Origin of the sequence: Caulobacter segnis, assembly GCF_019931575.1 — a bacterium.
Lineage (GTDB): Bacteria > Pseudomonadota > Alphaproteobacteria > Caulobacterales > Caulobacteraceae > Caulobacter > Caulobacter segnis_C.
Genome location: NZ_CP082923.1, coordinates 2,052,848 through 2,079,316, shown reverse-complemented (window position 1 = coordinate 2,079,316; position 26,469 = coordinate 2,052,848). Strand labels below are relative to the sequence as shown.

The 26,469-nt window shown below is 68.3% G+C and carries 26 protein-coding genes and 1 pseudogene; 11 read left to right on the top strand and 16 right to left on the bottom strand.

Going from position 1 to position 26,469, the window contains the following annotated elements; all coding sequences use genetic code 11:
- Positions 1–29: 29 nt before the first annotated feature.
- Positions 30–1,316 carry a serine hydroxymethyltransferase gene (gene glyA, locus K8940_RS09700; protein WP_223395101.1) on the bottom strand — a complete coding sequence of 429 codons (1,287 nt, stop codon included), beginning with the start codon at positions 1,314–1,316 and terminating at the stop codon, positions 30–32.
- A 164-nt stretch (positions 1,317–1,480) separates the two neighbouring features.
- On the opposite strand from glyA, the gene K8940_RS09695 reads away from it, so the two are divergent.
- A complete protein-coding gene (locus tag K8940_RS09695; RefSeq protein WP_223395099.1) occupies positions 1,481–1,924 on the top strand; it encodes a MucR family transcriptional regulator in 444 nt (147 codons plus the stop codon).
- Positions 1,925–2,114: 190 nt separating this feature from the next.
- Here K8940_RS09695 and hemA read toward each other — a convergent pair whose 3' ends face one another.
- The 7 genes and pseudogenes from hemA to K8940_RS09660 all read right to left on the bottom strand — a co-directional run.
- Positions 2,115–3,341, bottom strand: a complete 1,227-nt coding sequence (hemA, locus tag K8940_RS09690; RefSeq protein ID WP_223395097.1) for a 5-aminolevulinate synthase — start codon at positions 3,339–3,341, stop codon at positions 2,115–2,117.
- Between the two features lie 178 nt (positions 3,342–3,519).
- Complete coding sequence (gene mmsB / locus K8940_RS09685) at positions 3,520–4,494, bottom strand: 3-hydroxyisobutyrate dehydrogenase (RefSeq protein WP_223395812.1); 975 nt, start codon at positions 4,492–4,494, stop codon at positions 3,520–3,522.
- Positions 4,491–5,294, bottom strand: a complete 804-nt coding sequence (locus tag K8940_RS09680; protein WP_223395095.1) for a class I SAM-dependent methyltransferase — start codon at positions 5,292–5,294, stop codon at positions 4,491–4,493. The genes mmsB and K8940_RS09680 overlap by 4 nt, the downstream gene beginning before the upstream one ends.
- A 57-nt stretch (positions 5,295–5,351) precedes the next feature.
- Positions 5,352–6,404, bottom strand: coding sequence for an enoyl-CoA hydratase/isomerase family protein (locus K8940_RS09675; RefSeq protein WP_223395093.1), 1,053 nt, complete (start codon positions 6,402–6,404; stop codon positions 5,352–5,354).
- 7 nt (positions 6,405–6,411) lie between these two features.
- The gene (locus tag K8940_RS09670) at positions 6,412–7,023 is read right to left on the bottom strand and encodes a histidine phosphatase family protein (protein WP_223395091.1); all 612 of its coding nucleotides are present in this window, start codon (positions 7,021–7,023) and stop codon (positions 6,412–6,414) included.
- Positions 7,024–7,030: 7 nt separating this feature from the next.
- Positions 7,031–8,176: an isobutyryl-CoA dehydrogenase gene (locus K8940_RS09665; RefSeq protein WP_223395089.1), complete on the bottom strand. Its 1,146-nt coding sequence runs from the start codon at positions 8,174–8,176 to the stop codon at positions 7,031–7,033.
- Between the two features lie 130 nt (positions 8,177–8,306).
- A pseudogene (locus K8940_RS09660) lies at positions 8,307–8,372 on the bottom strand (hypothetical protein); the annotation flags it as partial.
- 68 nt (positions 8,373–8,440) lie between these two features.
- Here K8940_RS09660 and K8940_RS09655 point away from each other — a divergent pair.
- The 6 genes from K8940_RS09655 (at position 8,441) to K8940_RS09630 (ending at position 13,994) form a co-directional block, all read left to right on the top strand.
- The gene (locus tag K8940_RS09655) at positions 8,441–8,905 is read left to right on the top strand and encodes a DUF2147 domain-containing protein (RefSeq protein WP_223395087.1); all 465 of its coding nucleotides are present in this window, start codon (positions 8,441–8,443) and stop codon (positions 8,903–8,905) included.
- 136 nt (positions 8,906–9,041) lie between these two features.
- A complete protein-coding gene (locus tag K8940_RS09650) occupies positions 9,042–10,538 on the top strand; it encodes a flavin-containing monooxygenase (RefSeq protein WP_223395085.1) in 1,497 nt (498 codons plus the stop codon).
- Positions 10,539–10,596: 58 nt separating this feature from the next.
- Complete coding sequence (gene hemB / locus K8940_RS09645) at positions 10,597–11,598, top strand: porphobilinogen synthase (protein ID WP_223395083.1); 1,002 nt, start codon at positions 10,597–10,599, stop codon at positions 11,596–11,598.
- Positions 11,599–11,600: 2 nt separating this feature from the next.
- Positions 11,601–12,464: a helix-turn-helix domain-containing protein gene (locus tag K8940_RS09640; RefSeq protein ID WP_223395081.1), complete on the top strand. Its 864-nt coding sequence runs from the start codon at positions 11,601–11,603 to the stop codon at positions 12,462–12,464.
- 28 nt (positions 12,465–12,492) lie between these two features.
- On the top strand, positions 12,493–13,572 hold the full coding sequence (locus K8940_RS09635) for a serine hydrolase domain-containing protein (RefSeq protein WP_223395079.1): 1,080 nt from the start codon (positions 12,493–12,495) through the stop codon (positions 13,570–13,572).
- Positions 13,573–13,598: 26 nt separating this feature from the next.
- On the top strand, positions 13,599–13,994 hold the full coding sequence (locus K8940_RS09630; protein WP_223395077.1) for an NUDIX hydrolase: 396 nt from the start codon (positions 13,599–13,601) through the stop codon (positions 13,992–13,994).
- On the opposite strand, the gene K8940_RS09625 is transcribed toward K8940_RS09630, so the two are convergent.
- Positions 13,991–14,596: a TetR/AcrR family transcriptional regulator gene (locus tag K8940_RS09625; protein ID WP_223395075.1), complete on the bottom strand. Its 606-nt coding sequence runs from the start codon at positions 14,594–14,596 to the stop codon at positions 13,991–13,993. The genes K8940_RS09630 and K8940_RS09625 overlap by 4 nt on opposite strands.
- 73 nt (positions 14,597–14,669) lie before the next feature.
- Between K8940_RS09625 and K8940_RS09620 the strand changes: the two genes are divergently transcribed.
- On the top strand, positions 14,670–15,527 hold the full coding sequence (locus K8940_RS09620) for a metal-dependent hydrolase (protein WP_223395073.1): 858 nt from the start codon (positions 14,670–14,672) through the stop codon (positions 15,525–15,527).
- A gap of 45 nt (positions 15,528–15,572) precedes the next feature.
- Here the strand turns inward: K8940_RS09620 and glyS are convergent, their stop codons facing one another.
- From glyS to K8940_RS09600, 4 genes are all read right to left on the bottom strand, one after another.
- Positions 15,573–17,567: a glycine--tRNA ligase subunit beta gene (glyS, locus tag K8940_RS09615; protein WP_223395071.1), complete on the bottom strand. Its 1,995-nt coding sequence runs from the start codon at positions 17,565–17,567 to the stop codon at positions 15,573–15,575.
- A gap of 7 nt (positions 17,568–17,574) precedes the next feature.
- Entirely contained in the window at positions 17,575–18,474 is a 900-nt protein-coding gene (locus K8940_RS09610; protein ID WP_223395069.1) for a glycine--tRNA ligase subunit alpha, read from the bottom strand.
- 84 nt (positions 18,475–18,558) lie between these two features.
- Entirely contained in the window at positions 18,559–19,518 is a 960-nt protein-coding gene (locus tag K8940_RS09605; protein WP_223395067.1) for a fasciclin domain-containing protein, read from the bottom strand.
- 85 nt (positions 19,519–19,603) lie between these two features.
- A complete protein-coding gene (locus K8940_RS09600; RefSeq protein ID WP_223395065.1) occupies positions 19,604–19,954 on the bottom strand; it encodes a DMT family protein in 351 nt (116 codons plus the stop codon).
- 326 nt (positions 19,955–20,280) lie between these two features.
- Here K8940_RS09600 and K8940_RS09595 point away from each other — a divergent pair, with 326 nt between their 5' ends.
- From K8940_RS09595 to K8940_RS09585, 3 genes are all read left to right on the top strand, one after another.
- A complete protein-coding gene (locus K8940_RS09595) occupies positions 20,281–20,619 on the top strand; it encodes a P-II family nitrogen regulator (protein WP_004623580.1) in 339 nt (112 codons plus the stop codon).
- Positions 20,620–20,645: 26 nt separating this feature from the next.
- Positions 20,646–22,178: an ammonium transporter gene (locus K8940_RS09590; RefSeq protein ID WP_223395063.1), complete on the top strand. Its 1,533-nt coding sequence runs from the start codon at positions 20,646–20,648 to the stop codon at positions 22,176–22,178.
- Positions 22,179–22,290: 112 nt separating this feature from the next.
- Positions 22,291–23,094, top strand: a complete 804-nt coding sequence (locus K8940_RS09585; RefSeq protein ID WP_223395061.1) for a lipid II flippase Amj family protein — start codon at positions 22,291–22,293, stop codon at positions 23,092–23,094.
- On the opposite strand, the gene K8940_RS09580 is transcribed toward K8940_RS09585, so the two are convergent.
- From K8940_RS09580 to K8940_RS09570, 3 genes are read right to left on the bottom strand one after another with little or no spacing between them, the layout of a single operon-like run.
- Positions 23,091–23,738 carry a peptidylprolyl isomerase gene (locus tag K8940_RS09580; RefSeq protein WP_223395059.1) on the bottom strand — a complete coding sequence of 216 codons (648 nt, stop codon included), beginning with the start codon at positions 23,736–23,738 and terminating at the stop codon, positions 23,091–23,093. The two genes, K8940_RS09585 and K8940_RS09580, sit on opposite strands and share 4 nt — an antisense overlap.
- Before the next feature lie 9 nt (positions 23,739–23,747).
- Positions 23,748–24,635: a 4-(cytidine 5'-diphospho)-2-C-methyl-D-erythritol kinase gene (locus tag K8940_RS09575; protein ID WP_223395057.1), complete on the bottom strand. Its 888-nt coding sequence runs from the start codon at positions 24,633–24,635 to the stop codon at positions 23,748–23,750.
- A gap of 41 nt (positions 24,636–24,676) precedes the next feature.
- Positions 24,677–26,407 (bottom strand): tetratricopeptide repeat protein, encoded by a 1,731-nt coding sequence (locus K8940_RS09570; RefSeq protein WP_223395055.1) that lies wholly within the window; start codon positions 26,405–26,407, stop codon positions 24,677–24,679.
- Positions 26,408–26,469: the final 62 nt, after the last annotated feature.

The window sequence follows — 26,469 nt, the reverse complement described above, 5'->3', positions numbered from 1 at the left end:
GTGGCCCCTCCCGCGGCGCCTGAACTCAATTAGTTGTAGATCGGGAAGCGAGCCGTCAAGGCCAGCACTTCCTCGCGCACCTTGGCCTCGACGGCCGCGTTGCCTTCGGGGCCGTTGGCGGCCAGGCCGTTGACCACTTCGCCGATCAGCTCGCCCACGCGGGTGAACTCGGCTTCCTTGAAGCCGCGCGTCGTGCCGGCCGGCGTGCCCAGGCGGATGCCCGAGGTGATCGTGAACGGCGCGGTGTCGAACGGCACGCCGTTCTTGTTGCAGGTCATGTGGGCGCGCTCGAGGCTGTGCTCGGCGTCGCGGCCCGTCACGCCCTTGGGACGCAGGTCGACCAGCATCAGGTGGCTGTCGGTGCCGCCCGAGACGATGTTGACGCCCGACTTGGCCAGGGCTTCCGACAGCGCCTTGGCGTTGGCGATGATCTGCTTGGCGTAGTCCTTGAACGACGGCTGCAGCGCCTCACCGAAGGCCACGGCCTTGGCGGCGATGACGTGCTCCAGCGGACCGCCCTGCAGGCCCGGGAAGACGGCCGAATTGACCTTCTTGATGATCGCCTCGTCGTTGGTCAGCACCATGCCGCCACGCGGACCGCGCAGGGTCTTGTGGGTGGTGGTGGTGACGACGTGGGCGTGCGGGACCGGGTTCGGGAACACGCCGCCGGCCACCAGGCCCGCGAAGTGGGCCATGTCGACCATCAGATAGGCGCCGATCGAGTCGGCGATCTCGCGGAAGCGAGCGAAGTCGATCTCGCGGCTGTAGGCGCTGCCGCCGGCGATGATCAGCTTGGGCTTCTCGCGCTGGGCGATCTCGGCCACGCCGTCATAGTCGATCAGCTGGTCCTGCTGGCGCACGGTGTACGAGATCGGCTTGAACCACTTGCCCGACTGGTTGGCGGGCGAACCGTGGGTCAGGTGGCCGCCGGCGGCCAGGTCCATGCCCAGGAAGGTGTCGCCCGGCTGCAGCAGGGCCATGAACACCGACTGGTTGGCCTGAGAGCCCGAGTGCGGCTGAACGTTGGCGAAGCCGGCCCCGAACAGCTGCTTGGCGCGCTCGATCGCGATCGTCTCGATCTCGTCGACATATTCGCAGCCGCCGTAATAGCGCTTGCCGGGATAACCCTCGGCGTACTTGTTGGTCAGGATCGAGCCCTGGGCTTGCAGGACGGCCTTGGAGACGATGTTCTCCGAGGCGATCAGCTCGATCTGGTTCTGCTGACGATCCAGCTCCCGACCGATGCGGTCGAAGATGTCTGCGTCCGCGGTGGCGAGGTCCGCGCCGAAAAAGGCGCTGGTATTGGCTTGGGTCATGACGCTCTCCAGGCGTTACGGGGAGTCAGCAGAGGCGCCCTCTTTAACGGGATAGGCGCGGCGATCAATCTCGGAACCACTTGTCGAGCTGTGCGTTGCAGTCGCGCAGGGCGGCTCTCACCCCCTGCGACATAACAACAGCAGCAACGGTAGTGGGGTATCTCATGGCGTCTCAGGGCGGCGGCACGGAAACGACGAACGACGATGGCGTCGACATCCTGGGGCTCAGCGCCGAGATCGTAGCGGCCTATGTCGGCCAGAATACAGTCTCCCAGACGGCCATTCCGGAGCTTATCCGCACGGTTCACGAGGCTCTGACCTCGCTCAACAACGGTGGCGAGGCGCCTCGCCCGGCCGAGAAGGCCAAGCCGGCGGTGCCCGTGGGCCGCTCGGTGCAGCACGACTTCATCGTCTGCCTCGAGGACGGGAAGAAACTGAAGATGCTCAAGCGCTATCTGCGCTCGCACTACGACATGAGCCCCGAGGAATACCGCCGCAAATGGAGCCTGCCGCCGGACTATCCGATGGTGGCCCCGGCCTATGCGGCCCGACGCTCGGACTTCGCCAAGAAGATCGGCCTGGGCAAGGGCGTGCGACGCGGCAGCTGACCGCGTCCAGCCTGCTCTTTTGCCTTTTGGGCACGCGAACGCCGCCGGACTCCGGCGGCGTTTTTCGTTTCGACGATGTTCGGTTCGATCGAAGCTGAAGTGCGGCTTGTCCTCTGAACGTGGCGGACGCCACGGTCAAAAATGTCGAGATAGAGCCTGTTTATCCGTTTCGGAGCGAAACCGACAGGCTCTAAGCGGCGTGACCGCCCATGCGGGCGACGTTGCAGTGGGCCCACAGCTTTTCCATGGCCGAAACCAGCTTGCGCATCATCTCGTCGGTATGGAACGGCGTGGGCGTGAAGCGCAGGCGCTCGGTGCCGCGCGGCACGGTCGGATAGTTGATCGGCTGCACATAGACGCCGTGATCGGCCAGCAGCATGTCGCTGATCATCTTGCAGTGGACCGGATCGCCGACCAGCACCGGAACGATGTGGCTGGCGCTGTCCATCACCGGCAGGCCGGCGGCGCGGAACATGGCCTTCAGGGTCGCGGCGCGCTCCTGGTGGATCTCGCGCACTTCCGGATGCTGCTTCAGCCAGCGGACGCTGGCCAAAGCCCCCGCCGTCAAGGCGGGCGGAAGAGAGGTCGTGAAGATGAAGCCGGCGGCCATCAGACGGATGGCGTCGATCACCTCGGCGTCGCCGGTGATGTAGCCGCCCATGACGCCGAACGCCTTGCCCAGCGTGCCTTCGATGATGTCGATCTCGCCCATCAGGCCTTCGCGCTCGGCGACGCCGCCGCCGCGCGGGCCGTACATGCCGACCGCGTGGACCTCGTCCAGGTAGGTCATGGCGCCGTACTTCTTGGCCAGGGCGATGGTGCCGGCCAGGTCGGCGATGTCGCCGTCCATCGAATAGACGCTTTCAAAGGCGATCAGCTTGGGCGCGTCGGCCGGGGCCGCGGCCAGCAGTTCCTCGAGGTGAGCCAGGTCGTTGTGCTTGAAGATCTTGCGCGGGCCGCCGCCATTGCGGATGCCGGCGATCATCGAGGCGTGGTTCAGCTCGTCCGAGAAGATGATCAGGCCAGGCAGGATCTTCTGGACCACCGACAGGCTGGCCTCGTTCGAGACATAGCCCGAGGTGAACAGCAGCGCGGCTTCCTTGCCGTGCAGGTCGGCCAGTTCCTGTTCGAGCCGGACGTGGTCGTGATTGGTGCCCGAGATGTTGCGGGTGCCGCCCGAGCCCGAGCCGTGCTGGTCAACGGCGGCCTTCATGGCGTCGAGCACGACCGGGTTCTGGCCCTGGCCAAGATAGTCGTTGCTGCACCAGACCACGACTTCGCGTTCCGAGCCGTCCTGGCGGGTCCAAGTGGCGCGCGGGAAGGAACCACGCTGGCGCTTCAGATCGGCGAAGACCCGGTAACGGCCTTCGTCGCGGATCTGGTCAACGGCGCTGCGGAACGCGGCTTTGTAGTCCATGGCAATCTTCAAACCGACCGAACGATCGTCCGACGGTCCCCTTATTCCTTGCCTGGCTTTTCGCACCAAGCGTTCTGAGTGTCCATCTACGGGCGTTTACCTAGCAAATAGAATTGCGCGATTGGACGCATAGGCGGAGCCAATCGCCGCCCTCGACAGATGCGGGGTCTTGGACGATTCAGGCCAGTTCCGCCAGCTTGCCGCGAAGTAACTGGATCACCGCCGAGAAGTCCTTGCCGCCGAAGCCGTTAGCGGCGAACAGGGCGTACAGCGCCTCGGCCTGGGCGCCCATCGGCGTGCCGGCGCCCGCCTTGGCGGCCGCGTCCTGGGCCAGCTTCAGGTCCTTCAGCATCATCGCCGTGGCGAACCCGCCCTCGTAGCCGCGATCGGCCGGCGTCTGGGGACCGACGCCCGGGACCGGACAGTACGAGGTCACCGACCAGCACTGGCCCGACGACTTGCTGGCGATCTCGAAGAAGCGTTCGGCCGCCAGGCCCAGCTTCTCGGCCAGGGCGAAGGCCTCGCAGGTCCCCAGCATCGAGACGCCCAGCAGCATGTTGTTGCAGATCTTGGCCGCCTGCCCCGCCCCATGGTCGCCGGCGTGGATCGTCACCCGCGACATCGGGGCCAGCGCCGCCTCGACGGCGGCGAAGTCGGCCTCGTCGCAACCGACCATGAAGGCCAGGGTTCCGGCCTCGGCGGCCATGACCCCGCCCGACACCGGCGCGTCGGCGAATCGGAAGCCGGCCTCGGCCGCCTGCTTGGCCACGTCGCGGGCGCTCTCCACGTCGATCGTCGAACAGTCGATCAGCAGGGCCGACTTGGGCGCATGCTTGAAGACCTGCTCGCCATAGACCGAACGGACGTGCGGGCCGGCCGGCAGCATGGTGATCACCACCTCGGCGTCGGCCACGGCCTCGGCCACCGACGCCGCCGCGTGGCAGCCGGCCGCCACCGCGCGCGCGACCGCCGCCGCCGACAGGTCGAAGGCGCGAACCTGATGCTGGGCCTTGGCCTGGTTGGCGACCATGCCGCCGCCCATGTTGCCCAGGCCGATAAAGGCGATGCGCGTCATTGTGGAGCTCCCTGCAAATGCGAACCGCGCCTCATGGGCGCGGCTCTTATCGTTGAATTCTCTGGCGTTTCCGGTCAGCGCGCCGACGACGGCTTGCGGAACTTGTAGACGAACTGGTCGGTCTTCCCCCGGATCGCGGGGTCGAAGACGTTGGCGGTGCGGGCGTCCGCCGGGTCGCGCAGGACCTTGCTCTCGCCCTCGAAGATGAAGCCCGCGGCCGTGACCTCGGACTTCACCACCGCCGAGTCGATGCGGTGCAGGTCCTCGGTATGTCGCAGGCCCGTCCCGGCCGGAGCCGAGTGGTCGATGACCAGATAGACGCCGCCCGGCTTCAGGGCCTTGAAGATCTGGCGGTTCACGACCGACAGGTCCGCCGGGCCCATGAACTTGTCGTGCATGTCGTGATAGTTTTGAGCGGTGAACACCAGGTCCAGCTTCTCCGGGGCGGCGAAGTTCGGCAGCGTGTTCAGGATCACCGTCACGTTCGGATAGGCCGGGTCGCGGGCGATGGCGTTCACCGCCGGCTCGCGCTTGGCCAGCTTGGTCAGCTCGTCCGGCACGTAGGCGTAGACGCGGCCCTTGGGACCGACCGCCTTCGACAGGATACGGGTGAAATAGCCGCCGCCCGGAATCAGGTCGGCCACCTTCGCGCCCGGACGTACGCCGGCGAAGGCCAGCACCTCGCCCGGATGGCGATCCTTGTCGCGGATCATGTCGGCGGCCGGACGCGACGGGTCGCTCAGGGAGGCGGCGATATTGGCCGGAATGCTGACGGCGACCGGGCCGGACGGCGGCGGCGGGGGCGGCCCCAACATCGGCTCGGTGGCGCAGGCGGCGAGGCCGAGCACGGCGACGAGACTAAGAAGCGGCTTACGCATGGCAATCCTTCCGAACCGACGTTTTCTTGTTCTGATAACGTTAGCGTACGCGATCGGCTACGTCAGCGGCATCCATTCTTCGCCCGGCGGAAGCGGCGCGAAAATCTCGTCCAGCATCGCGTCGGTGACGCCCTCCAGCGTCGCCGGATCCCACGTCGGCGCGTTGTCCTTGTCGACGATCACGGCCCGGACGCCCTCGATGAAGTCGTGCTTGCGCACAACCCGCGAGCCGATCCGGTATTCCATGGCCATGTTGTCAGCGAAGTCGGTCATGGCCGCGCCGCGCTTCAACTGCTCGAAGGCGACTTTCAGAGTTTGAGGCGACTTGGTTTTCAGCACCTCTAGCTGGGCCTTGCCCCAGTCGCTGGAGTCGAGAGCCAGGAACTCGAAGATTTCCTCGACGCTCTCCCCGACGAACAGACGGTTCAGGTCCTGCTCGAAGCCCAGCAGCGAGGCCTTGCCGGCGTCGGCGCGGTACTTCTTCAGGATCTCGTCGATGCGGCGCGGGTCGGCGATGATGGCCTTCTTCAGGCCCTCGATCGCGCCGAACTCCACATGGTGGGTGGCGATGCCCAGCCGCATGCAGTCCGCGCCCTTGATCCGCGCGCCGGTCAGGGCCAGCCACAGCCCCGCCTTGCCGGGCAGGCGCGGCAGGTACCAGCCGCCGCCGACGTCGGGAAAGAGGCCGATGCCGGTCTCGGGCATGGCGAAGGTCGTGCGCTCGGTGGCGATCCGCACGTGGGCGGGCATCGAGACGCCGACGCCGCCGCCCATGACGACGCCGTCCATCACCGCCACCACCGGAGTGTCGTAGGTGAACAGCAGGTGGTTCAGCTGGTACTCGGTGTGGAAGAAGCGGCGCGCCTCGACCCCGTCCTTGGCTCCGCTCTCGGCCAGCATGCGGATGTCGCCGCCGGCGCAGAAGCCACGCTCGCCCGCATGGTCGATCAGGACCATGTAGATCTCGGGATCTTCCTGCCAGTCCAGCAGCGCGCCGATCATCGTCTCGCACATCGAGAGGGTCAGGGCGTGCAGGGCCTTGGGGCGGTTCAGGGTGATCCGGCCGACGTTCTTCTCGACGCGGATCAGGACTTCGGGATCTTCGGTCATGAGTGTCCTAAGCCGGCTCGGCGACAGGCGCACAGGCCAGGCGATCGATCTGGCCGTTGCTGAGACGGAAGATGGCGTCCTGCGGCGTGTCCAGAGCGATCACCTGCTCACGCGACAGGCCGCCATAGGCGCCGCGCAGCATCCAGCCGGCGATGCCGTGGCTGACCACGATCAGCCGGCGCTCCGGCTCGGGCGCCTGCTCGGCCAACCAGCCGGACACGCGGCCCATGATGTCCTCGTAGGTCTCGCCGCAGGGCGACTTGAACGCCCACTCCGGGTCGCCCTGCAGCGCCGGGGCTTCGCGCTTGACCTCGTCACGCAGGCGGTTCGACCAGTCGCCGACGCTGATCTCCTTCAACCGGTCCTCGAACGCGACCGGCAGGCCCAGGCGCGCGCCGATCGTCTCGGCCGTGTCGCGCGCCCGGCGCAGCGGGCTGGCGACGATGCGCCATTCGACAGGAGGGTTGGCCGGCGGATCCCGGCGGATCAGGTCGAACAGCAGGTCGCCCATCGCCGCCGCCTGGGCGCGGCCCAGCGGGGTCAGGTCCGACTCGGTCTGGCCCTGCATGCGGCCTTCGCGGTTGTGGAAGGTCTGGCCGTGGCGGCAGAGATAGATCATCGGACGCTCACTGGCGGAACATCTCGCGGGCGATGATGACGCGCATGATTTCGTTGGTCCCTTCCAGGATCTGGTGCACCCGCAGGTCGCGCACGATGCGTTCCAGCGGATAGTCCTGGAGGTAGCCGTAGCCGCCATGCAGCTGCAAGGCGTCATTGGCCACCTGGAAGCCGGCGTCGGTCGCGAACCGCTTGGCCATGGCGCACAGCTTGGTCGCCTCGGGATGGCGGTTGTCCAGCGCATGGGCGGCGCGGCGCACCATCAGGCGCGCGGCCTCCAGTTCGGTGGCCATGTCGGCCAGCTTGAACTGCAGGGCCTGGAAGTCCTTCAGGGCTTTGCCGAACTGGTTGCGGGTCTCCATGTAGGCCTTGGCCGTGTCGAGGGCGAACTGCGCTCCGCCCAGCGAGCACGAGGCGATGTTCAGCCGTCCGCCGTCCAGGCCCATCATGGCGAAGCGGAAGCCCTCGCCCTCCTGGCCGATGCGATTGGCGACCGGCACGCGGCAGTTGTCGAAATTGACCTGGGCGGTCGGCTGGGCGTTCCAGCCCATCTTGCGCTCGTTGGCCCCGAAGCTCAGGCCCTCCATGCCCTTCTCGACCACGAAGGCCGAGACGCCCTTGGCGCCGTCGCCGCCCGTGCGGGCCATGACCACATAGACGTCCGAGACGCCGCCGCCCGAGATGAAGGCCTTGCCGCCGTTCAGGACGTAGTGGTCGCCGTCCAGCCTAGCCGTCGTGCGCATGTTGGCCGCGTCCGAGCCCGAGCCCGGCTCGGTCAGGCAGTAGCTGGCGATCAGCTCCATGGTCGTCAGGCGTGGCAGGTAGCGCTGGCGCAGGTCGTCCGAACCGAAGCGGTCGATCATCCACGAGGCCATGTTGTGGATGGTCAGGTACGCGGCCGTCGGCACGTCGCCATAGCTCAGGGCCTCGAAGATGATCGAGGCGTCCAGGCGCGACAGGCCCGAACCGCCGACGTTCTCGTTCACATAGATGCCGGCGAAGCCCAGCTCGGCGGCCTGGCGCAGCACGTCGACGGGGAAATGCTTCTTCTCGTCCCACTCCGCCGAATGCGGGGCAAGCTGTCCCTCGGCGAAAGCCCGCGCGGCGTCCTGGATCGCGACTTGATCTTCGTTCAGCGCGAAATCCATGCGCACTTCCTCCCGTTCGGGGCAGAACCGCCCTCACCTTGTTGGCGGCTGACGTGCCGCGCCCGAAGCCCGCTGTCAATCATGCCCCTGGGGGTCTTTCGGCGAAGCATAACTGTATCGATCAGGCCGCGGCGGGTGTGACCTGAAATCCTCCGTTACACGGTGTGACTCGGGTGAGGCGTCTCACCCCCTTGATAACCATCGTCTTTCACTCCAAATGGCCATCTACGAGTCTGGGCGTTCTCAATCACAACATTTGCATCGACGATTATGCGTTTCGTGAAACTCACTCTGGCCGCGCTCGCGGCGGTCCTTGGAATGGCGGCGGTCTCCGCGCCGGCCTTCGCGGCTGATGGCGGCGACATTTCGCGCTCGTACGGCGTGTGGCGCAATCCGAAGAATTCCGTCCACCTGGAAATCAAGGACTGCGGCGCCAGCACCTGCGGCGTCGTGGTGTGGGCCAGCGCCAAGGCCGAGGCTGACGCGCGCAAGTCGGGCACCGACACCCTGGTCGGCAAGCAGCTGCTGCGTGACTTCGAAGCCCAAAGCAATGGCTCGCTGAAGGGCCGCGTGTGGGTCCCGACCCTGAAGGTCACCCTGGTGGGCTCGGCCGACATCGTCGACTCCAGGACCATGCGCGCCAAGGGCTGCGTGCTCGGCAACTTCCTGTGCAAGTCGCAGCTGTGGACCCGTCTCGAGGGTCCGTCGGTGCTGGCCTCGCGCGCCGCGCCCTAAATCGCGCCTGCGCGTCATCCTGGCTTGATCCAGCGCAAACGACGCGCGAACCTCTAAGTGTACGTTGATAACCTAGGCGTCCGCAGAGACGCCCGGTTTGACATGGCCGCACAGCGGCCGGCACGGGAGGAACGGCATGAGCGAGGCGGCGACGCTTCCCAAGACCGCGCCAGGCGCGGCGACCCAGCACTTCGACGTCATTATCGTGGGCGCCGGCATATCCGGCGTCGGCGGGGCGTATCATCTGACGACCCAGCGGCCAGGGACGCGTTTCGTTGTCCTGGAGGCCCTGGAGGACTTCGGCGGCACCTGGCTGACGCACACCTATCCGGGCATCCGCTCCGACAGCGACCTCTACACCTTCGGCTACCGCTTCAAGCCCTGGGTCGGCCCGCCGATCGCCACCGCCGCTGAGATCCTCGACTACATGGGCGAGGTGATCGCCGAGAACGATCTCGCCCGCCACATCCGATATCGCCGCCGGATTACGGCGGCCCGCTGGTCCTCGCGGGACAAGCTTTGGACGCTGGACGTCTCCGGACCCGACGGCGTCGAAACCTACACGACCAACTTCCTCTGGATGTGCCAGGGCTACTACCGGCACGGTCTGGGCCATACGCCCGACTGGCCCGGCATGGCCGACTACAAGGGCCAGCTCGTCCACCCCCAGACTTGGCCTGATGATATCGACCTGAAGGGCAAGCAGGTCGTGGTGATCGGCTCGGGCGCCACGGCCGCGACCCTGGTCCCCAACATCGCCGGGGACTGCGCGCACGTGACCCTTCTCCAAAGGTCGCCGACCTATTTCGTGCCCGGCCGCAACGCCAACGATCTGGCCGACACCCTGCGCCAACTGGAGGTCGACGAGACCTGGATCCACGAGATCGTCCGGCGCAAGGCGCTGTTCGACCAGCACGACTTCACCCGCCGCTGCCTGGAGGACACCGAGGCGGCGACCGCCGAGCTGCTCGAGGGCGTGAAGGCCTTCCTGCCCCCGGAAATCGTGGAGAAGCACTTCACGCCGCGCTATCGCCCCTGGCGCCAGCGGATCGCCTTCGTTCCCGAAGGCGACCTCTTCCAGGGCATCGCCTCCGGCAAGGCCTCGGTGGTCACCGACGAGATCGAGCGCTTCACCGAGACCGGACTGCTGCTCAAGTCCGGCCAGCGCCTGGACGCCGACATCATCGTCACGGCCACGGGCTTTGATCTCTGCGTCCTGGGTGACATCGCCTTCGAGGTCGACGGCGCGCCATTGGATTTCTCCAGGACCGTCACCTATCGCGGCATGATGTTCACCGGCCTGCCCAACCTGGTCTGGGTGTTCGGCTATTTCCGGGCCAGCTGGACCCTGAGGGCCGACATGATCGGCGACTTCGTCTGCCGCCTGCTGGCGCACATGGAGAAAAAGGGCGTTCGCCAGGTCGAGGTCGCGCTGCGCCCCGAGGACCGGGACATGAAGCTCGGCGGCTGGATCGATCCGGAGGACTTCAACCCCGGCTACCTGATGCGCGGCCTGCACCTGCTGCCCCAGGCCGGCGACAAGCCCGAATGGCGCCACACCCAGGACTACTGGAACGAGAAGGACGCCTTCCCCCGGATCGACCTGGACGACCCGGCTTTCCGGTATTCGTGAAGCCTCTTAAGGGTCCTGCGATCTTGCCTCGGCTGGCGGGGCGGTCCACATCAGCGCGATGACCGTCCCGCCGCTCGCCCCCTATCCCGCCACCCGCCTGCGCCGCGTGCGCCAGGCCGACTGGACCCGCCGCCTCGTCCGCGAGAGCGAGGTCCGACCGTCCGACCTGATCTGGTCGATGGTCGTGCACGAGGGCGAAGGCACGATCCCGGTCGCCTCAATGCCGGGCGTCGAGCGCCTGTCGGTCAAGGAGGCCGCCAAGGCCGCCGTCCGGGCGCGCGACCTGGGGATTCCGGCCATCGCCATCTTCCCGCACATCGACGGGTCGCGGAAGGACGCGACCGGCTCGATCGCCGCAGATCCGGACGGTGTCATCCCCCGCGCTGTCAAGGCCATGAAGGACGCCGCCCCCGAGGTCGGCATCATGTGCGACGTGGCGCTGGATCCCTTCACCGACCACGGCCACGACGGCGTGATCGAGGGCGGCAAGATCCTCAACGACCCCACGATCGAGCGCCTGATCGAACAGGGCCTGATGCAGGCCGAGGCCGGCGCCGACATCCTGGCTCCGTCCGACATGATGGACGGCCGCATCGGCAAGCTGCGCGCGGCGCTGGAAGGCGCGAACTTCCAGGACGTGATGATCATGTCCTACGCGGCCAAGTACGCCTCGGCCTTCTACGGCCCGTACCGCGACGCCATCGGCTCGGCCAAGCTGGCCGGCGGCCAAGGCGACAAGAAGACCTACCAGATGGACCCGGCCAACACCGAGGAGGCCATCCGCGAGGTCGCGCTCGACATCGCCGAGGGCGCCGACATGGTCATGGTCAAGCCGGGCATGCCGTATCTGGACATCGTCCGCCGCCTGGTCGACGAATTCCGCATGCCGACCTACGCCTTCCAGGTCTCGGGCGAGTACGCGATGATCATGGCCGCCGCCCAGAACGGCTGGATCGACCACGACCGCGCCGTCCTGGAAAGCCTGACCGCCTTCAAGCGCGCCGGCGCGGCGGGGATCATCACCTACTTCGCCCCCTGGGCCGCCGAGAAGCTGGGCTAGGCATGGCCGCGCCAGGGACCGCCTTCAGCCAAGGTCGGTTCTATGGCGCGCCCACCGTGGAGCGTCGCCTGCCGGGGGTGCGTCTCGCGCACCTGGCGGCCACCCAGAGCGCCGAGCACGTCCACGAACACAGCCACGACGACGCCCATTTCGTCCTGGCCACCCACGGCCGCTACCTGACCACCGCCGCCGGTCCCGAGACCGAGGGTCCAGTGCTGGTGTTCAACCCGCCCGGCGTCGTGCATCGCGACCGCTTCGTCGAGGCCGGCGGCTACTTCCTGGCCGTCAGCTTCGAGGCCGCCGACTGGCGGACCCTGGCCGAAGCCGGACGCGGCGCGGCGATCGACGCCCTGCGACTGACCGGCCCGGCCGCCCGCCGCGCCGCCCTGCGCCTGACCCGCTCGCTGCTGGCCCGCGACGCCGAACCGCTGTCGCTGCAGACGCTGAGCCTGGAGCTGGCCGCCGAGACCCTGTCGCCGACGCATGACGGCAACAGGCGGCCGCCCTGGCTGGACCGGGTCGAAACCTATCTGAACGACGCCTTCGACCAGCCGATCGGCGTCGCCGACCTGGCCCGCGCGGCCGGCGTGCATCCCGTCCATCTGGCGCGGGGCTATCGCCGTTGGATCGGCGCGACGCCGGGCGACCGCCTGCGCGCCCGCCGGCTGGAGCGCGCCGCCGACCTGCTGATGCGCGGCCGCGCCCCGATCGGCGAGATCGCCCTGGCCTCCGGCTTCTGCGACCAGAGCCATCTCAATCGCCAGTTCGTCCGCGCCTATGGCGTCACCCCCGGCGAGTTCGCGCGGCTGTGCGGCCGCCGGCCGGATGTTGCAAGCGTCCAAGACGCGATCGCCGGCGCGGCCTAGACGGCGGAGGTTCAGTCGGAGCCCGTCCTTGAAAGCCCTCGCATTCGCCGCCGTCCTGATCCTCGCCCCGCTCAGCACGGCCCACGCCGCGTCCGACCTGCCGGTCTCGACGCCCGCCGCCGAAGGTCTCTCGGCCGCCAGGCTCGAGGCCATGTCCGCCGCGATCAAGGCCGGCCAGTTCCAGCAGATCACCAGCGTCCTGATCGCCCGCCACGGCAAGCTGGCGTTCGAGGCCTACTACGACAAGGACGGTCCCGAGGCGCGCCGCAACACCCGCTCCACGACCAAGACCGTCACCGCCATGCTGGCCGGCGCAGCGATCGCGCGCGGCGCCCTGCCCGGCGTCCAGGCGCCGATCAAGGCCTGGCTCAAGGACCGGCCGCCGGCCGCCAATTCCGATCCCCGCAAGGACAAGGTCACGGTGGAGGACCTGCTGACCATGAGCTCGATCGCCGAGTGCGACGACGACAACCAGTTCTCGCGCGGCAACGAGGAGCGCATGTACCTGATCGAGGACTGGGTCGGTTTCTACCTTGACCTGCCCGTGCGCGGCTTCCCCGAATGGAGCCCGCGCCCCGAGGCCTCGCCGTACGGCCGCAGCTTCAGCTACTGCACCGCCGGGGTCGTAACCCTCGGCCAGGTCGTCCAGAACGCGGTCGGCGAGCCCCTGCCCGCCTTCGCCGACAAGGTCCTGTTCAAGCCGCTCGGCATCGAGGCTCCGCGCTGGCAGATGTCGCCGCTGGGCCTGGCCATGGGCGGCGGCGGCCTGGGCCTGCGCAGCCGCGACCTGCTGAAGCTGGGCCAGCTCTACGCCAATGGCGGCCAGTGGGACGGCAAGGCCGTGCTGCCCGCCGATTTCGTGAAGACATCGGTCACACCGCACGCCAATGCGCGCCAGGACACCGACTACGGCTATCTGATCTGGCTGCAGTCCTTCAGCGGTCACAAGGCCTGGGTGATGAGCGGCTCGGGCGGCCAGAAGGTCGCGATCATCCCGGACCTGGATCTGGTGGCGGTGATCACCACCACCAATTTCGGCGTCCGCCAGCCGCACGCGATCTCGGAGAAACTGCTGGCCGAGCACATCCTGGCGGCGGTCGAGAAGTGAGCTAGCGACTCGGCTACGCTGTCGAGATGACACGCGTCCTCGACATCGTCACCGCCGTGATCCGCGATACGGACGGCCGCATGCTGCTGGTCCGCAAGCGCGGCACCTCCACCTTCATGAAGCCCGGCGGCAAGCGCGATGGCGGCGAGGACGACCTGACCACCCTGGCTCGCGAGCTGGACGAGGAGCTGGGCTGCCGTCTCGTCCAGGCCGAGCTGCTGGGCCACTACGCCGCGCCGGCCGCCAACGAGGCCGGGTTCACCGTCCAGTCGGCGACCTATCTGGCCACGGTCGAGGGCGACATCGCCGCGCGGGCCGAGATCGAGGAACTGGCCTGGATCGATCCGGCCGCGCCGGGCGACCTGCGCCTGGCGCCGCTGCTGACCCAGGCTGTGCTGCCGGCCCTGCTGGCCCGCGCCTAACCCTTCGCGCCCATGGCGGTGATCCGCCCCTGGACCATCTCCAGCGCCAGCTCGCGCGCCCGCTCCGGCGGACGCCCCAGGAGCTCGCTGAGCGTCGGCCCGAACAGGCCCACGCCGATCGCCAGGACGATATTGACCAGAATGAAGTCGACGATCGTGTCGCGGTCGACGCCGACGTCGCGCGCCAGCCGCGTCTGAACCACCTCGTCGACCACGGCGCGGACCAGGGTCATCCGCCGCCCCTCGCCGGTCAGCTCCAGCCAGGCGGCCAGGCGCGCCGCGCCCTTGGCCTGGAAGGCGTCGAACAGGGCCTGGGCGCCGAAGCCGGGGGCGGCGCCCTCTTCGTTGAAGCCGGCGATGATCTTGTCGGCCAGTTGCCGGATCATCCGCTCCATCAGCGCCGTCTCGACCCCCGAAATCGAGCCGAAGTGATGGATGACGTTGGCGTGGACCACCCCGGCGGCCTTGGCCACGTCGGCCAGCTTGATCGCCTGCGGGCCGTGCTCGACCAGCAACGCCTCGGCGGCGGCCAGGATGTTCTCGCGCGCGGCCTCGGGCGTGCGGCGGACGCGGGTCTTCGGCGCGCTCTGCTCTATTGACATTTTTGTCAGTACAACTCACTCTGCACCACAAGACGGGCCGATAGAGCCCTAAACCGGCGGAGCGCGGAACACCATGACCCACACCTCCCCCCATCAGGCCAAGACCACCCCCGACGATCTCCAGGTCGCCCCGCGCGATATCCGCTTCGACCTGGACGCGGTGCGCCAGGGCCACTGGCTGGGCGGCGACCCGGTCGGCACGGCGGTGTTCAACGCCCTGTCCCTGACCTTCCCGGACGGCGAGCGACTATTCATGGACGCGGTCAGGAACTACCGCCACCTGCTGAGCGGCAAGCTGCTGGAAGACGCCAAGGGCTTCATCGCCCAGGAGGCTATCCACTCGCGCGAGCATCACCAGCTGAACAGCCTGATCGACCGCGAGCGCTATCCGGTCGCCGAGGTGGAGGAGATGGTGCGCGCCCGGGTGAAGATGGCCCGCGAGCGCGGCAAGATGGCCATGCTGGTCTCGACCATCGCGCTGGAGCACTTCACGGCCATGATGGCCGAGATGCACGCCCGCCATCGCGACCTGTTCGACAATAGCCCCCCGGGCGTCGAGCAGCTGTGGCGCTGGCACGCCATGGAGGAGACCGAGCACAAGGCCGTGGCCTACGACGTCTTCCTGGAGGCGACCAAGGACTGGTCGCCACTCCAGCGCTACCGCGTCCGCTGCCGGGCCATGGCCTTCGTGACCTTCATGTTCACCCGCAACATCAGCCGCTACGCCGCCCGCCTGCTGGAGGCCGACGGCTACACGCCCAAGGCGGCGCTGAAGGCGGTGAAGCGGTTCGTCTGGCGGAACCCCGGCATCTTCCGCCGGGGCTGGCGGACGTACCTGGCCTGGTACCGCCCCGGCTTCCACCCGTGGGACCAGGACGACCGCGAACGGTTCGCCGACTGGAAGGCGGAATTCGACGCGGCGGTGGCCTAGATTTATCCGCTTCCCCGGCGAAAGCCGGGGAAGCGGATATTGGGTTTACCCCGCGATCAGGCCGAAGTCGGCCACCTGGCCCATGGCGTCGCGCACGGCGGCCAGGGTCTTGAGGCGATTGTCGCGGTGCTCGGGCTCGTTGACGAAGACGCCGTCCAGATAGGCGTCGACCGGGCCGCGCAGCTCGGCCAGCTGGGTCATGGCGCCGGTGAAGTCCTCCTTGGCGAGGGCCTCCTTCAGCGGTTTGTCCAGCAGGCGCAGGGCGTTGTAGAGGCCGACCTCGGCGTCGCTGTCGGCGGTCGGCGCCTCGGGAGCCCCGATCGGCAGAGCGCCCTTCTTCTCTTCGGCCTTGAGGATGTTGGAGGCGCGCTTGTAGCCGGCCAGCAGGTTCTTGCCGTCGTCGGTCTTCAGGAAGCCGTCCAGGGCCTCGACCCGCGCGACGATCCGCGCCAGGTCGTCGTCGCCCAGGGCGAACACGGCGTCGACGAGGTCGTGACGCTTGCCCTGGTCGCGCAGGGTGACCTTCAGGCGGTCGGCGAAGAAGGCGATCAAGTCGTCCTTGCCGAACTTGGTCAGCGAGATGCGCAGGCCGTTCTCCAGGATAATCCGGATCACGCCCAGCGCAGCTCGGCGCAGCGCATAGGGATCCTTCGAGCCCGTCGGCTTCTCGTCGATCGCGAAGAAGCCGACCAGGGTGTCCAGCTTGTCGGCCAGGGCCACGGCGATGCTGACCGGGGCGGTCGGCACGGCGTCAGAGGGGCCCTGCGGCTTGTAGTGGTCACGCACGGCGTCGGCGATCTCGCCATCCAGGCCGAAGGTCCGGGCGTAGTAGCCGCCCATGATCCCTTGCAGCTCGGGGAACTCGCCGACCATCTGCGAGGCCAGGTCCGCCTTGGCCAGGCGCGCGGCTTCCTTGGTCTTGGCGACGTCGGCGCCGACCAGCGGGGCGATCTCGCCGGCCATGGCGACGATGCGCTCGACGCGCTGGGCCATGGTGCCGAGCTTGGCGTGGAAGGTCACGCCGTTCAGCTTCTCCAGCCAGGGCTCGAAGCCGACCTTGACGTCCTCGTCCCAGAAGAAGCGGGCGTCGGACAGGCGCGAGGACAGCACCTTGGCGTTGCCGGCCGCGATCACCGCGCCGCCGTCGGCCGCCTGGATGTTGGCGATGGTGATGAAGTGCGGGGCCAGGCCCTCTTCACCGGCCTTGCGGACGGCGAAGTACTTCTGGTGCGTGCGCATCGAGGTGCGGATCACCTCGGGCGGCAGGCTGAGGAACACCGGGTCCATGTCGCCCAGCACCGGCGTCGGCCATTCGGCCAGGCCCGCGACTTCGTCCAGCAGGCCCTGGTCCTCGACCAGTTCCAGGTGACGCGCGAAGCACAGGGTCTTGCAGCCTTCGAGGATGCGTTCCTTGCGCTCCTCGACGTCGAGGACGACGTAGTGGGCTTCCAGGCCCGCCACGTACTCGTCGAAGTCCTTGGCCGTGAACGGCTGGGCGTCACCCATGAAGCGGTGGCCTTCGGTGACGTCGCCGCTCGGGATGCCCTCGATGGCGAACGGCACGACCTCGCGGTCCAGCACGCACAGGATCCGCTTCAGCGGACGCACCCAGCGCAGCTTCTTGGTTCCCCAGATCATCGACTTGGGCCAGGGGAAGCCGCGGACGATGGCCTCGACCATCTCGGCGACGATCTCCGGCGTCGGGCGGCCCTTCTTCTCGATGAAGGCCATGTAGACGCCGTCGCGCTCGACCAGCTGGTCCTGGGTCAGGCCCGCCTTGCGCAGGAAGCCTTCCATCGCTTGGGGAGGCGCGCCGACGCGGGGGCCTTTGAGCTCTTCCTTGCGGTCGGCCTGGGCCAGCGGCAGGCCTTCGGCCACCAGGGTCAGGCGGCGCGGGCCGGCGAAGGTCTTCAGGGCCTCGGGCAGGAAGCCGGCGGCGGCCAGGTGCTCGCGCGCCATGCGCTCCAGGTCCTTGGCGGCCTGGGCCTGCATACGGGCGGGGATCTCTTCCGAGAACAGTTCGAGGAGAAGTTGGGGCATCGGACTTTTACGCGGCTTCCTGCTGATCGACCCAGGCGCTGGCGCACATCTTACAAAGGTCGCGGATGCGGCCGATGTAGCTGGCGCGCTCGGCGACGGCGATCGCGCCGCGGGCGTTCATCAGGTTGAAGAGGTGGCTGGCCTTGAGGACCATGTCGTAGGCAGGCAGCACCAGCGCCTTGTTCTGGTATGAGCGGGCCAGCATCAGCGGGACCTGCTCCTCCATCTGCTCGAACTGCTGCTTGAGCACGCTGACGTCGTAGCCATGGAAGTTGGCTTCCGACTGCTGGCGTTCGTTCTCCAGGAACACGTCGCCATAGGTCGTCGCGCCCAGCGGCGAGTCCGGATCGTTGAACGGCAGGTCGTAGACGTTGTCGACGCCGAACACGTACATGGCCAGGCGCTCCAGGCCGTAGGTCAGCTCGCCGGCCACCGGCGAGACGTCCAGGCCGCCGACCTGCTGGAAGTAGGTGTACTGGCTGACTTCCATGCCGTCGCACCAGACCTCCCAGCCCAGGCCCCAGGCCCCGACGGTCGGGTTTTCCCAGTCGTCCTCGACGAAGCGGATGTCGTGGGTGCGCAGATCGAGGCCGATCGCTTCCAGCGAGCCGAGATACAGGTCCTGCATGTTCTCGGGGTTCGGCTTCAGGATTACCTGGTACTGGTAATAGTGCTGCAGGCGGTTGGGGTTCTCGCCATAGCGGCCGTCGCCGGGGCGACGCGAAGGCTGCACATAGGCCGCGTTCCACGGCTTGGGGCCCAGCGCGCGCAGCACCGTGGCCGGGTGCAGGGTCCCCGCCCCCACTTCCACGTCATGCGGCTGGAGGATGATGCAGCCCTGCCGGCTCCAATAGTCATGGAGCGTTAGGATCAGGCTTTGGAAGGACTTGGGTTTTTCGCGCGACATCAATCGAAGCAGGCCTAGAAAAAAGTCGGCGGACCATAGGGCCCGCCGACCGGTGCTTCAAGCGATGTCCTGGGCTTTAGAAGCCTAGTTGCCCTTCGGCGTCGTGCGCTTGCCGGCGTTCGACATCGGCGCGCCGTACTTGGCGCGGTTGGCCTTGGTGTCGGCGACCGGCGGATTGGAGACGACATTGGCGTCCCCGGCCTTCAGCGCGGCCTGCTCTTCCGGCGACTTGGACGACACCGGCACGACACCCGAGGTGTTCACGCCAGCGGCCGGCGCGGACGTCGCCGAGGGCGAGGCGGCCGGATCGGCGGCCATGTCGGTCGCGGTCGTCGGAGCGGCCGTGGTCGTCTGGGCCGAAGGCGCGGCCGGGTCGGCCGGCATGGTCTGGTCGGCCGGCGCGGCCGGCGCCATCTGCTCGTTGGCGGCCACGTTCATGGTCGCGCCCGAGTCGATCGCCGACGGCGCGGCCGAGGCCTGCAGGCCCGGCACGTCCTTGGGCAGCAGCACCTTGTCGACGACGTGCAGCACGCCGTTGCTGGCGATCACGTCGGTCTGAAGGATGTTGGCGTCGTCGACCTTCGGCTGGTCGCCGCTGCCGTCCAGCAGCAGGGGCGAGCCCTCGACGCTCTTCACCTCGCCCTTGGCGCCCTTGATCTTGGTGGAGTCCACCTTGGCGTTGATCAGGTGATAGGTCAGCACCTTCTGCAGCATCGGCCCGTTCTCGGGCAGCATCAGCTTGTCCAGCTCGCCGGCCGGCAGGGCCGCGAAGGCGGCGTCGGTAGGGGCGAACAGGGTCAGGTTCTGATTGGTCTTCAGGACGCTGGTCAGGTTCACGGCCGAGACGGCCTTCAGGAAGGTGGTGAACTGGCCTGAGGCCGTGGCGGTGTCGATCAGGTCGCCCTTGGCCACGACGGGCGAAGCGGCGGCCGGCGCCTGCGCGGCGGGCGCCGGCGCGGCGGTCGGGCTGGAAGACTGAGCATGGGCCGCGCCGGCCAGCAGGGCGATGGCGGCGGCGGCGGTCAGGAGTCGCTGAGTGGTCATGGTCGAGTTCCTCTCGGTTCGAGCGGTGTACGTCCGGACCGGCGACTCGGTTCCCTGATCACGGGCTCGTGATCAGGATTGAGCTTCACCTGAAATAGAACACCACCGCCACGCCCGAGACGATCAGGGCGAACCCCGCGATGGTCGACAGTTTGATCGCTTCACCCAGATAGAAATACGAGAACAGGGTGAAGACCAGCAAGGTGATCATCTCCTGCCCGACCTTAAGCTCAGCTGTCGAATATATGTTGTGGCCGATGCGATTGGCCGGAACGGCCAGCATGTACTCGGGAAGCGCGATCAGCCAGCTGGACAGGATCGCCACCGGCAACGCCATGGGCTTTCCCTTCAGGTGACCGTACCAGGCGAAGGTCATGAAGACGTTGGACATCACCAGCAGCACCCAGGGCGCAATCTTCATGACGAGGGGCGGCATTGGCGGGGCTCCAAGGCGGTGCGGTGGGGATTCCCCCAACCTAGGACAAGGGGCGCCCCGGGCGCTACAGCCGTCCCGTTGGTCGAAATCGCCATTTTCTGACGCAATAGTAGCGTCAGTCGCACAGATTTTAGGCGCCTTGCCTATTTCCTTTCCAAAACCTTGTGCCCGCCCCCCGTCATGGAACCGTCGCCGATAGCGTGGCCGCGCCGGGGAAACGATGCAGCGCGTGATGGCGGCGTCGGCGGTGATCACATCGGGGGCGGTTTCGCCTTTCGACCAACCAAGCAAAGCAAGCCCGCGCGTAGCGGGTCGGAGCAAGGCGGATGAAACTGATCATAGCGGTCGTCAAACCCTTCAAGCTGGACGAGGTGCGCGAAGCGCTCGTCGCCGCCGGCGTCGAAGGCCTGACGGTGTCGGAAGTGAAGGGCTACGGCCGCCAGAAGGGCCAGACCGAGATCTACCGGGGCGCCGAGTACCAGGTGAATTTCGTGCCCAAAGTGAAGCTCGAAGCGGTCGTGGACGATGCGTCCGCCGCCAAGGCCGTCGAGGCGGTCAAGGCCGCCGCGGCCACCGGCAAGATCGGTGACGGCAAGATCTTCGTACTGAACGTCGAGGAAGCCGTCCGCATCCGCACCGGCGAAACCGGTTCGGCCGCTCTGTAACGCATCGGGAAAAGGGGATACCGACGATGAAACTCACCTTCAAACCGCTGGCCGGGCTCATGCTCGCCGCGACCATCGCGGGGGCTCCGCTGGGAGCGACCGCCTTCGCTCAGGAAGCCGCGCCCGCCCCGGCCGCCGCCGCTACCGCCGCGCCCGCCGAGGCCGCGCCGGCTCCGGCCGCCACGCCCGCTCCGGCCGAAGCGCCCGCCCCCGCCATCGTCGACAAGAACGACAAGGGCGACAACGCGTGGATGCTCACCTCCTCGCTGCTCGTCCTGCTGATGATCCTGCCGGGTCTGGCCCTGTTCTACGGCGGCCTGGTGCGCGCCAAGAACATGCTGTCGGTCATGATGCAGGTCTCGACTGTCGCCCTGATCGGCTTCGTCGCCTGGGTGCTGTGGGGCTATAGCTTCGCCTTCACCGACGGCGGCGGCCTGGACACCTTCGTGGGCGGCTTGGGCCGTCTGTTCCTGAAGGATGTCACCCCGGCCAGCAATGTCGCGACGTTCTCGACCGGCGTGGTGATCCCCGAGTTCACCTTCATCGCCTTCCAGTCGACCTTCGCGGCCATCACCGCCGCCCTGGTGGTCGGTTCGCTGGTCGAGCGCATGAAGTTCTCCGCCATCGTCGCCTTCGCCGTCCTGTGGCCGCTGCTGTCGTACTATCCGATGGCTCACATGGTCTGGTGGTGGCCGGGTCCTGACGCGATCGCCACGGCTCCGACCGCCGCGATCAAGTCGGGCCTGATCTGGGGCTTCGGCGCCCTCGACTTCGCCGGCGGCACCGTCGTCCACATCAACGCTGGCGTCGCCGCCCTGGTCGGCGCCCTGATCCTCGGCAAGCGCCAAGGCTTCGGCAAGGAGCCGATGCCCCCGCACTCGCTGACCCTGACCCTGGTCGGCGCCGGCCTGCTGTGGGTGGGCTGGTTCGGCTTCAACGCCGGCTCGAACCTGGAATCGAACGGCTACGCCTCGCTGGCCATGATCAACACCTTCGTCGCCACCGCGGCCGCCGGCCTGTCGTGGATCATCGTCGAGTGGATCACCCGCGGTAAGCCGTCGGCCCTGGGCCTGGCCTCAGGCATCGTCGCCGGCCTCGTCGCCGTCACCCCGGCCGCCGGCTTCGCCGGTCCGATGGGTTCGGTGATCCTGGGTCTGGTCGTCTCGCCGATCTGCATCTTCTTCTGCTCGGTCGTGAAGAACGCCCTGAAGTACGACGACAGCCTGGACGCCTTCGGCATCCACGGCATCGGCGGCATCGTCGGCGCCATCGGCACCGGCCTGCTGGTCAACCCCGCCTGGGGCGGCGCCGGCATCGTCGACTACACGACCTGCGCCAAGGACGGCGACATCTCGACCTGCGACAACGCCGTCTACAACCTCGGTACCCAGGTCCTGGCCCAGCTGAAGGGCGTCGGCGTCACGATCGTCTGGTCGCTGGTGGCCTCGGCCATCGTCTTCTTCGTGATCAAGCTGATCATCGGCCTGAAGGCTTCGCCGGAAGCCGAGGAAGAAGGTCTGGACATCTCGGAACACGGCGAACGCGCCTACCACAGCTAAGGCTGGCGGTAGGGGTTCACCCCGAAACGTCGAAGGGCGCGGAGAGCGATCTCCGCGCCCTTTCTCTTTGCCCATCGATCGGCCAAGCTCCGCGCCCGCTTCGGAGATCGCGATGGACGCCCAACTCTTCCTGCTCTGCGTCCTGACCTTCGTGATCCACCTGATCGGGGCCCTGGCCTACGCCGTGCGCATCGCCGGCGTCCGCACGCGGCGGATCGCCATGTCGTTCGCCCTGTTCAACGTGCTGGTGCTGCTGTCGCGCGCCTCGAACGCCTTCCAGGGCCCGTTCCTGTCCAAGCGGATCGAGACGAACCTGCTGGCGGGCACGGGCGGCCATCTGCTGGCCGACTTCCAGTGGCTGATGGCCAGCGCCAGCCTGGCGGCCCTGGTCGGCGCCCTGGCGATCCCCACCGCCCAGCGCCTGTTCACGCGGGCCGTCGCCCACTTTCAGGTCCACCGCTCGGTGCCCAAGCTCCTGATGCACGCCTTCGCCAAGGGCGGGGTCGGCTATATCCGCGAGGCGGTCGCCCTGCCCTCGCCCAGCCACCTGAAGACCCTGAAGCAGAAGATCGACGTACCGGCCCGGGTGATCGTCCTGAACGTCCTGGCCCAGGCCCTGCTGACCGTCGGGGTCTTCGCCTCGCTCTACGCCGGCTACCTCGACCCGCAGTTCCGGGTGACGGCGGTCAGCCTGTCGTCGGTGATCAACGGCGTCGCCACCATCCTGCTGTTCGTGCTGATCGATCCGGCGCTGTCGATCATGACCGACGACGTCATGGACGGCCGCGTCAGCGAGCCGGCCTTCCGCCGCGCGGTCGTCTGGTTCGCCGGCAGCCGCGTGGCGGGCACCGTGCTGGCCCAGCTGCTGCTGGTCCCGGCGGCCAGCGGCGTCGTGATGCTGGCGCGCGTGATCTAGAGCCGGCGCGCCGTGACGATCGGCACCACGGGCAGCAGCATCTGCCCCTTCATCACCGGGTTTGTCGCTTCGCCGGGCGTGGGCAGGTTCAGGATCTTGTGGACGATCTCCATGCCCTTGATCACCTGGCCGAAGGCCGCGAAACCCAGGTTGTCGCCCTCCGCCGCCGGATTGGCGTCCAGGTACGGGGCCTCGCCGACGCAGATGAAGAAGTCGCTGTCACCGGTGCCGGGCTCCTTGCGGGCCAGGGACACCGTGCCGTCGACGTGACGCAGGCCCGTCTGGGTCGTCGGCTCGTGGGCCACGGGCTTGAGCACCTTCTTGGGATCGCCCTGCAGGCCGCCCTCGATCAGGCCGTAGTCGACTGGGCTGTTGGCCTTGGCCGAGCGCCAGAAGCTGGCGCCGTCATAGAGTTTGCCGTCGACATACCGCAGGAAGTTGGCCGTGGTCAGCGGGGCCTGCCTGGCCTTTAGCGCGATGATGATCGCGCCCAGGCTGGTGTCCAGGCTGACCAGGACGTCGCCGGGGCCCGGCACGATCGGCGTCGGCGGCAGGCTCAGCACCTGGGCGACGGCGAGGCCGGGCGTGGCCGCCCCAAGCGGGATCAGGCCTCCCAGGGCGGTCAGGACGTCACGACGCTTCATGTCCAACTCCTAGCTCAGGCGGCAGCGCCGCACCCACCAGTCCGGCCGCATGGTCTCCAGACGCTCGGCCAGGGTCTCGGCCTCGATGTCGCCGGCGCAGAGCGCGAAACAGGTCGCTCCCGAGCCCGACATCCGAACCAGCAGACTTTCGGGCTCCTCGCGCAGGAGGTCCAGCACCTCGCCGATGCGAGGCTCCAGGGCGACGGCGGGCGCCTCCAGGTCGTTGCGCGTGGCCACGGCCAGCCAGGCGGCGACCTCCTCGGCGCTTTCCAGGTTCGACGGCAGGAACGGGCGCTCGGCGCCGTCCGGATGCACGGCCGCGTCATAGGCGCGATAGACGGCCCCCGTCGGCGACGGCGCGCCGGGATTGACCAGCACGGCGTTCAGCTCGGGCAGCGCCGGCGCGGGCGACAGAAGCTCTCCGCGTCCTTCGGCCATCAGGGCCCGGGCCCGCAGGCAGGCCGCGCCGTCCGCGCCCAGGCTGGCGGCCAGCGGCTCCAGGTCGTCGTCGGAGAGACCCGGCGCCAGGACGTCACGCAGCAGCTTCAGGGCCGCGCCGGCGTCGCTGGAGCCACCGCCCAGGCCCGCCGCGATCGGCAGGCGCTTGTCCAGGATCAGGCGGTATGGCGGGACGGGCCCGCCCAGCCTGGCGTGGAAGGCCCGGGCGGCGCGGACCACCAGGTTGTCGCCGTCGGCCGGGATCGCGCCGCCGAACGGACCGGAGGTCTCGAAACCGGGCGCGTCACTGGGCTGGATCGCGATCTGGTCACCGACGTCGGCGAAGACCATCAGGCTGGAGATCGGGTGATAGCCCTCGGCGTCCGGCCCGCCCACGTGCAGGAACAGATTGACCTTGGCCGGGGCGAAGGCGGCCAAGACGGAGTTGGGCAGCCGCATGATCTCGGACTCAGCTGGGACGACGGATCACCGCCGATAGCTCAGTTGTGCGCCACCGTCGACTTGGTCGCCGCCCCCATCACGCCCAGGCCATCCTTCAGCTTGGCCTCGGCCTCGGCCTTCTGCTTGTCGTCGGGCTCGAGACTCAGGACCCGCTGCCACTGGAACCTGGCTTCGGTCGTGCGCCCCACCTTCCAGTAAGCGTCGCCAAGGTGGCCGTTCACGTCCGGATCGCCCGGCTCCATCTCGACGGCCGCCTCCAGCTTCTCGACGGCGGTCTTGTAGTCGCCCAGCCGGAAATAGGCCCAGCCCAGCGAGTCGAGCATGGCGCCCGACTGCGGACGCGCGGCGACGGCCTTCTGGACCATGCCCAGGGCCTCGGCCAGGTGTTCGTTGCGGTCGATCCAGGTGTAGCCGAGGAAGTTCAGCAACTCCGGCTCGTCGGGATTGATCTTCAGCGCCGCCTGCAGGTCGCGCTCGGCCTCGGGCCAGCGCTTGGCCTGCTCCAGCGCCACGGCGCGCAGATACAGCAGGCGCCAATCGGGCGAGGCGCTCTCGCGGGCGATGATCGGGTCCAGCACGGCCACGGACTCGTCCCATTGTCCGCCCGCGCGCAGCAGGTCGGCCAGGGCCACGCCGGCGTCGCGGTCGCTGGGGACGGCGGTCGCGGTGGCGCGCGCCACCTCCAGCGCCTTGGCCTTGTCGCCGAGGTCGTTCCACGCCCAGGCCGTCTTGCTCTGGGCCGAGGCGTAGTGCGGCGAGCCCGGCGGGACGTGCGCATAGGCCTCGATGGCGCCGCGCGGGTCCTCGTTCTGGTTCAGCAGGTCGCCGACCAGCACCCAGGCCTCGTCGCGCACCGGATCCAGACGCAGGGCCAGGCGCAGATAGGCCAGGGCGAACTGGGCCTGGCGCTCGCCGGCGAAGGTCGCGGCGCACGCCACCAGGCCCTCGGCCGCGCCCTGGCGGACGGTCGGAAGCGGCGGCGGCGCGCCCTTGGCGGCGGCCCGGGCGCGGGCGCGCAACAGGCCCTGGTCGGCGGGCGCGGCGCGCAGGGCGGTGTCGTACAGCGCCACGGCGTCGGCGTGACGCTTGCGGCGCTCCAGGAAGCCGCCGTAGTCCAGCGTGAAGATGCTGGCCGTCGCGGCGCTGGCGGTCAGGGCCTTGTAGTCGGTCTCGGCCTCGTCATAGCGCTTGGCCCGCTCGAACAGACGGGCCTGGCCCTGCTGGCCGAAGAACTGGACCAGCTTGTCGTTGCGTAGGGTCGGCTGGACGATCGCGCCCTCGCTGTCCCCGGCGGCGGCGGCGGCCCAGGGCGCCAGCAGCGCGGCGGCCTGCTGGTGGGGGAAGCCCGGCGGCTCGGTCTTCAACAGGGCCTGGGCGTCCTTGCCCTTGCCGATCGCGATGGCCTCGACGACGCGGGTCAGGACGCCCAGGCGCTTGACCGCCTCGGTTGCGTCCGCGTTGGTCGGGGCTGCTGCGGCGGCGCGGCTGATCTCGCCGGCTAGCAACAGCGCGGTGAACGAGCGCTCCTGGATCAGGCCCGGATCCTCGCCCAGCACGGCCGCCGTGCCGAAATAGGTGGCGGCTTCCTTCGACTTGCCGTCGCGCAGGGCCGCCTGGCCCGCCAGGAACTGGCCGTACGAGGTGCGGGTGTCGAACATCGCCGAACTGGCGGTCACCGGCCCGCGCATCGTGATCTCACTGGGCGCGGTCGAGCAGGCGGCCAGGGCTGAAACGGAAACGCAGGCGAGGAGGACTTGGATACGCGTCATCCGGCCACCCTCGGCGGTTTCCTTGTGGTCCGCAAGAAAAAGCCTCCCGGCGGCGACCGGGA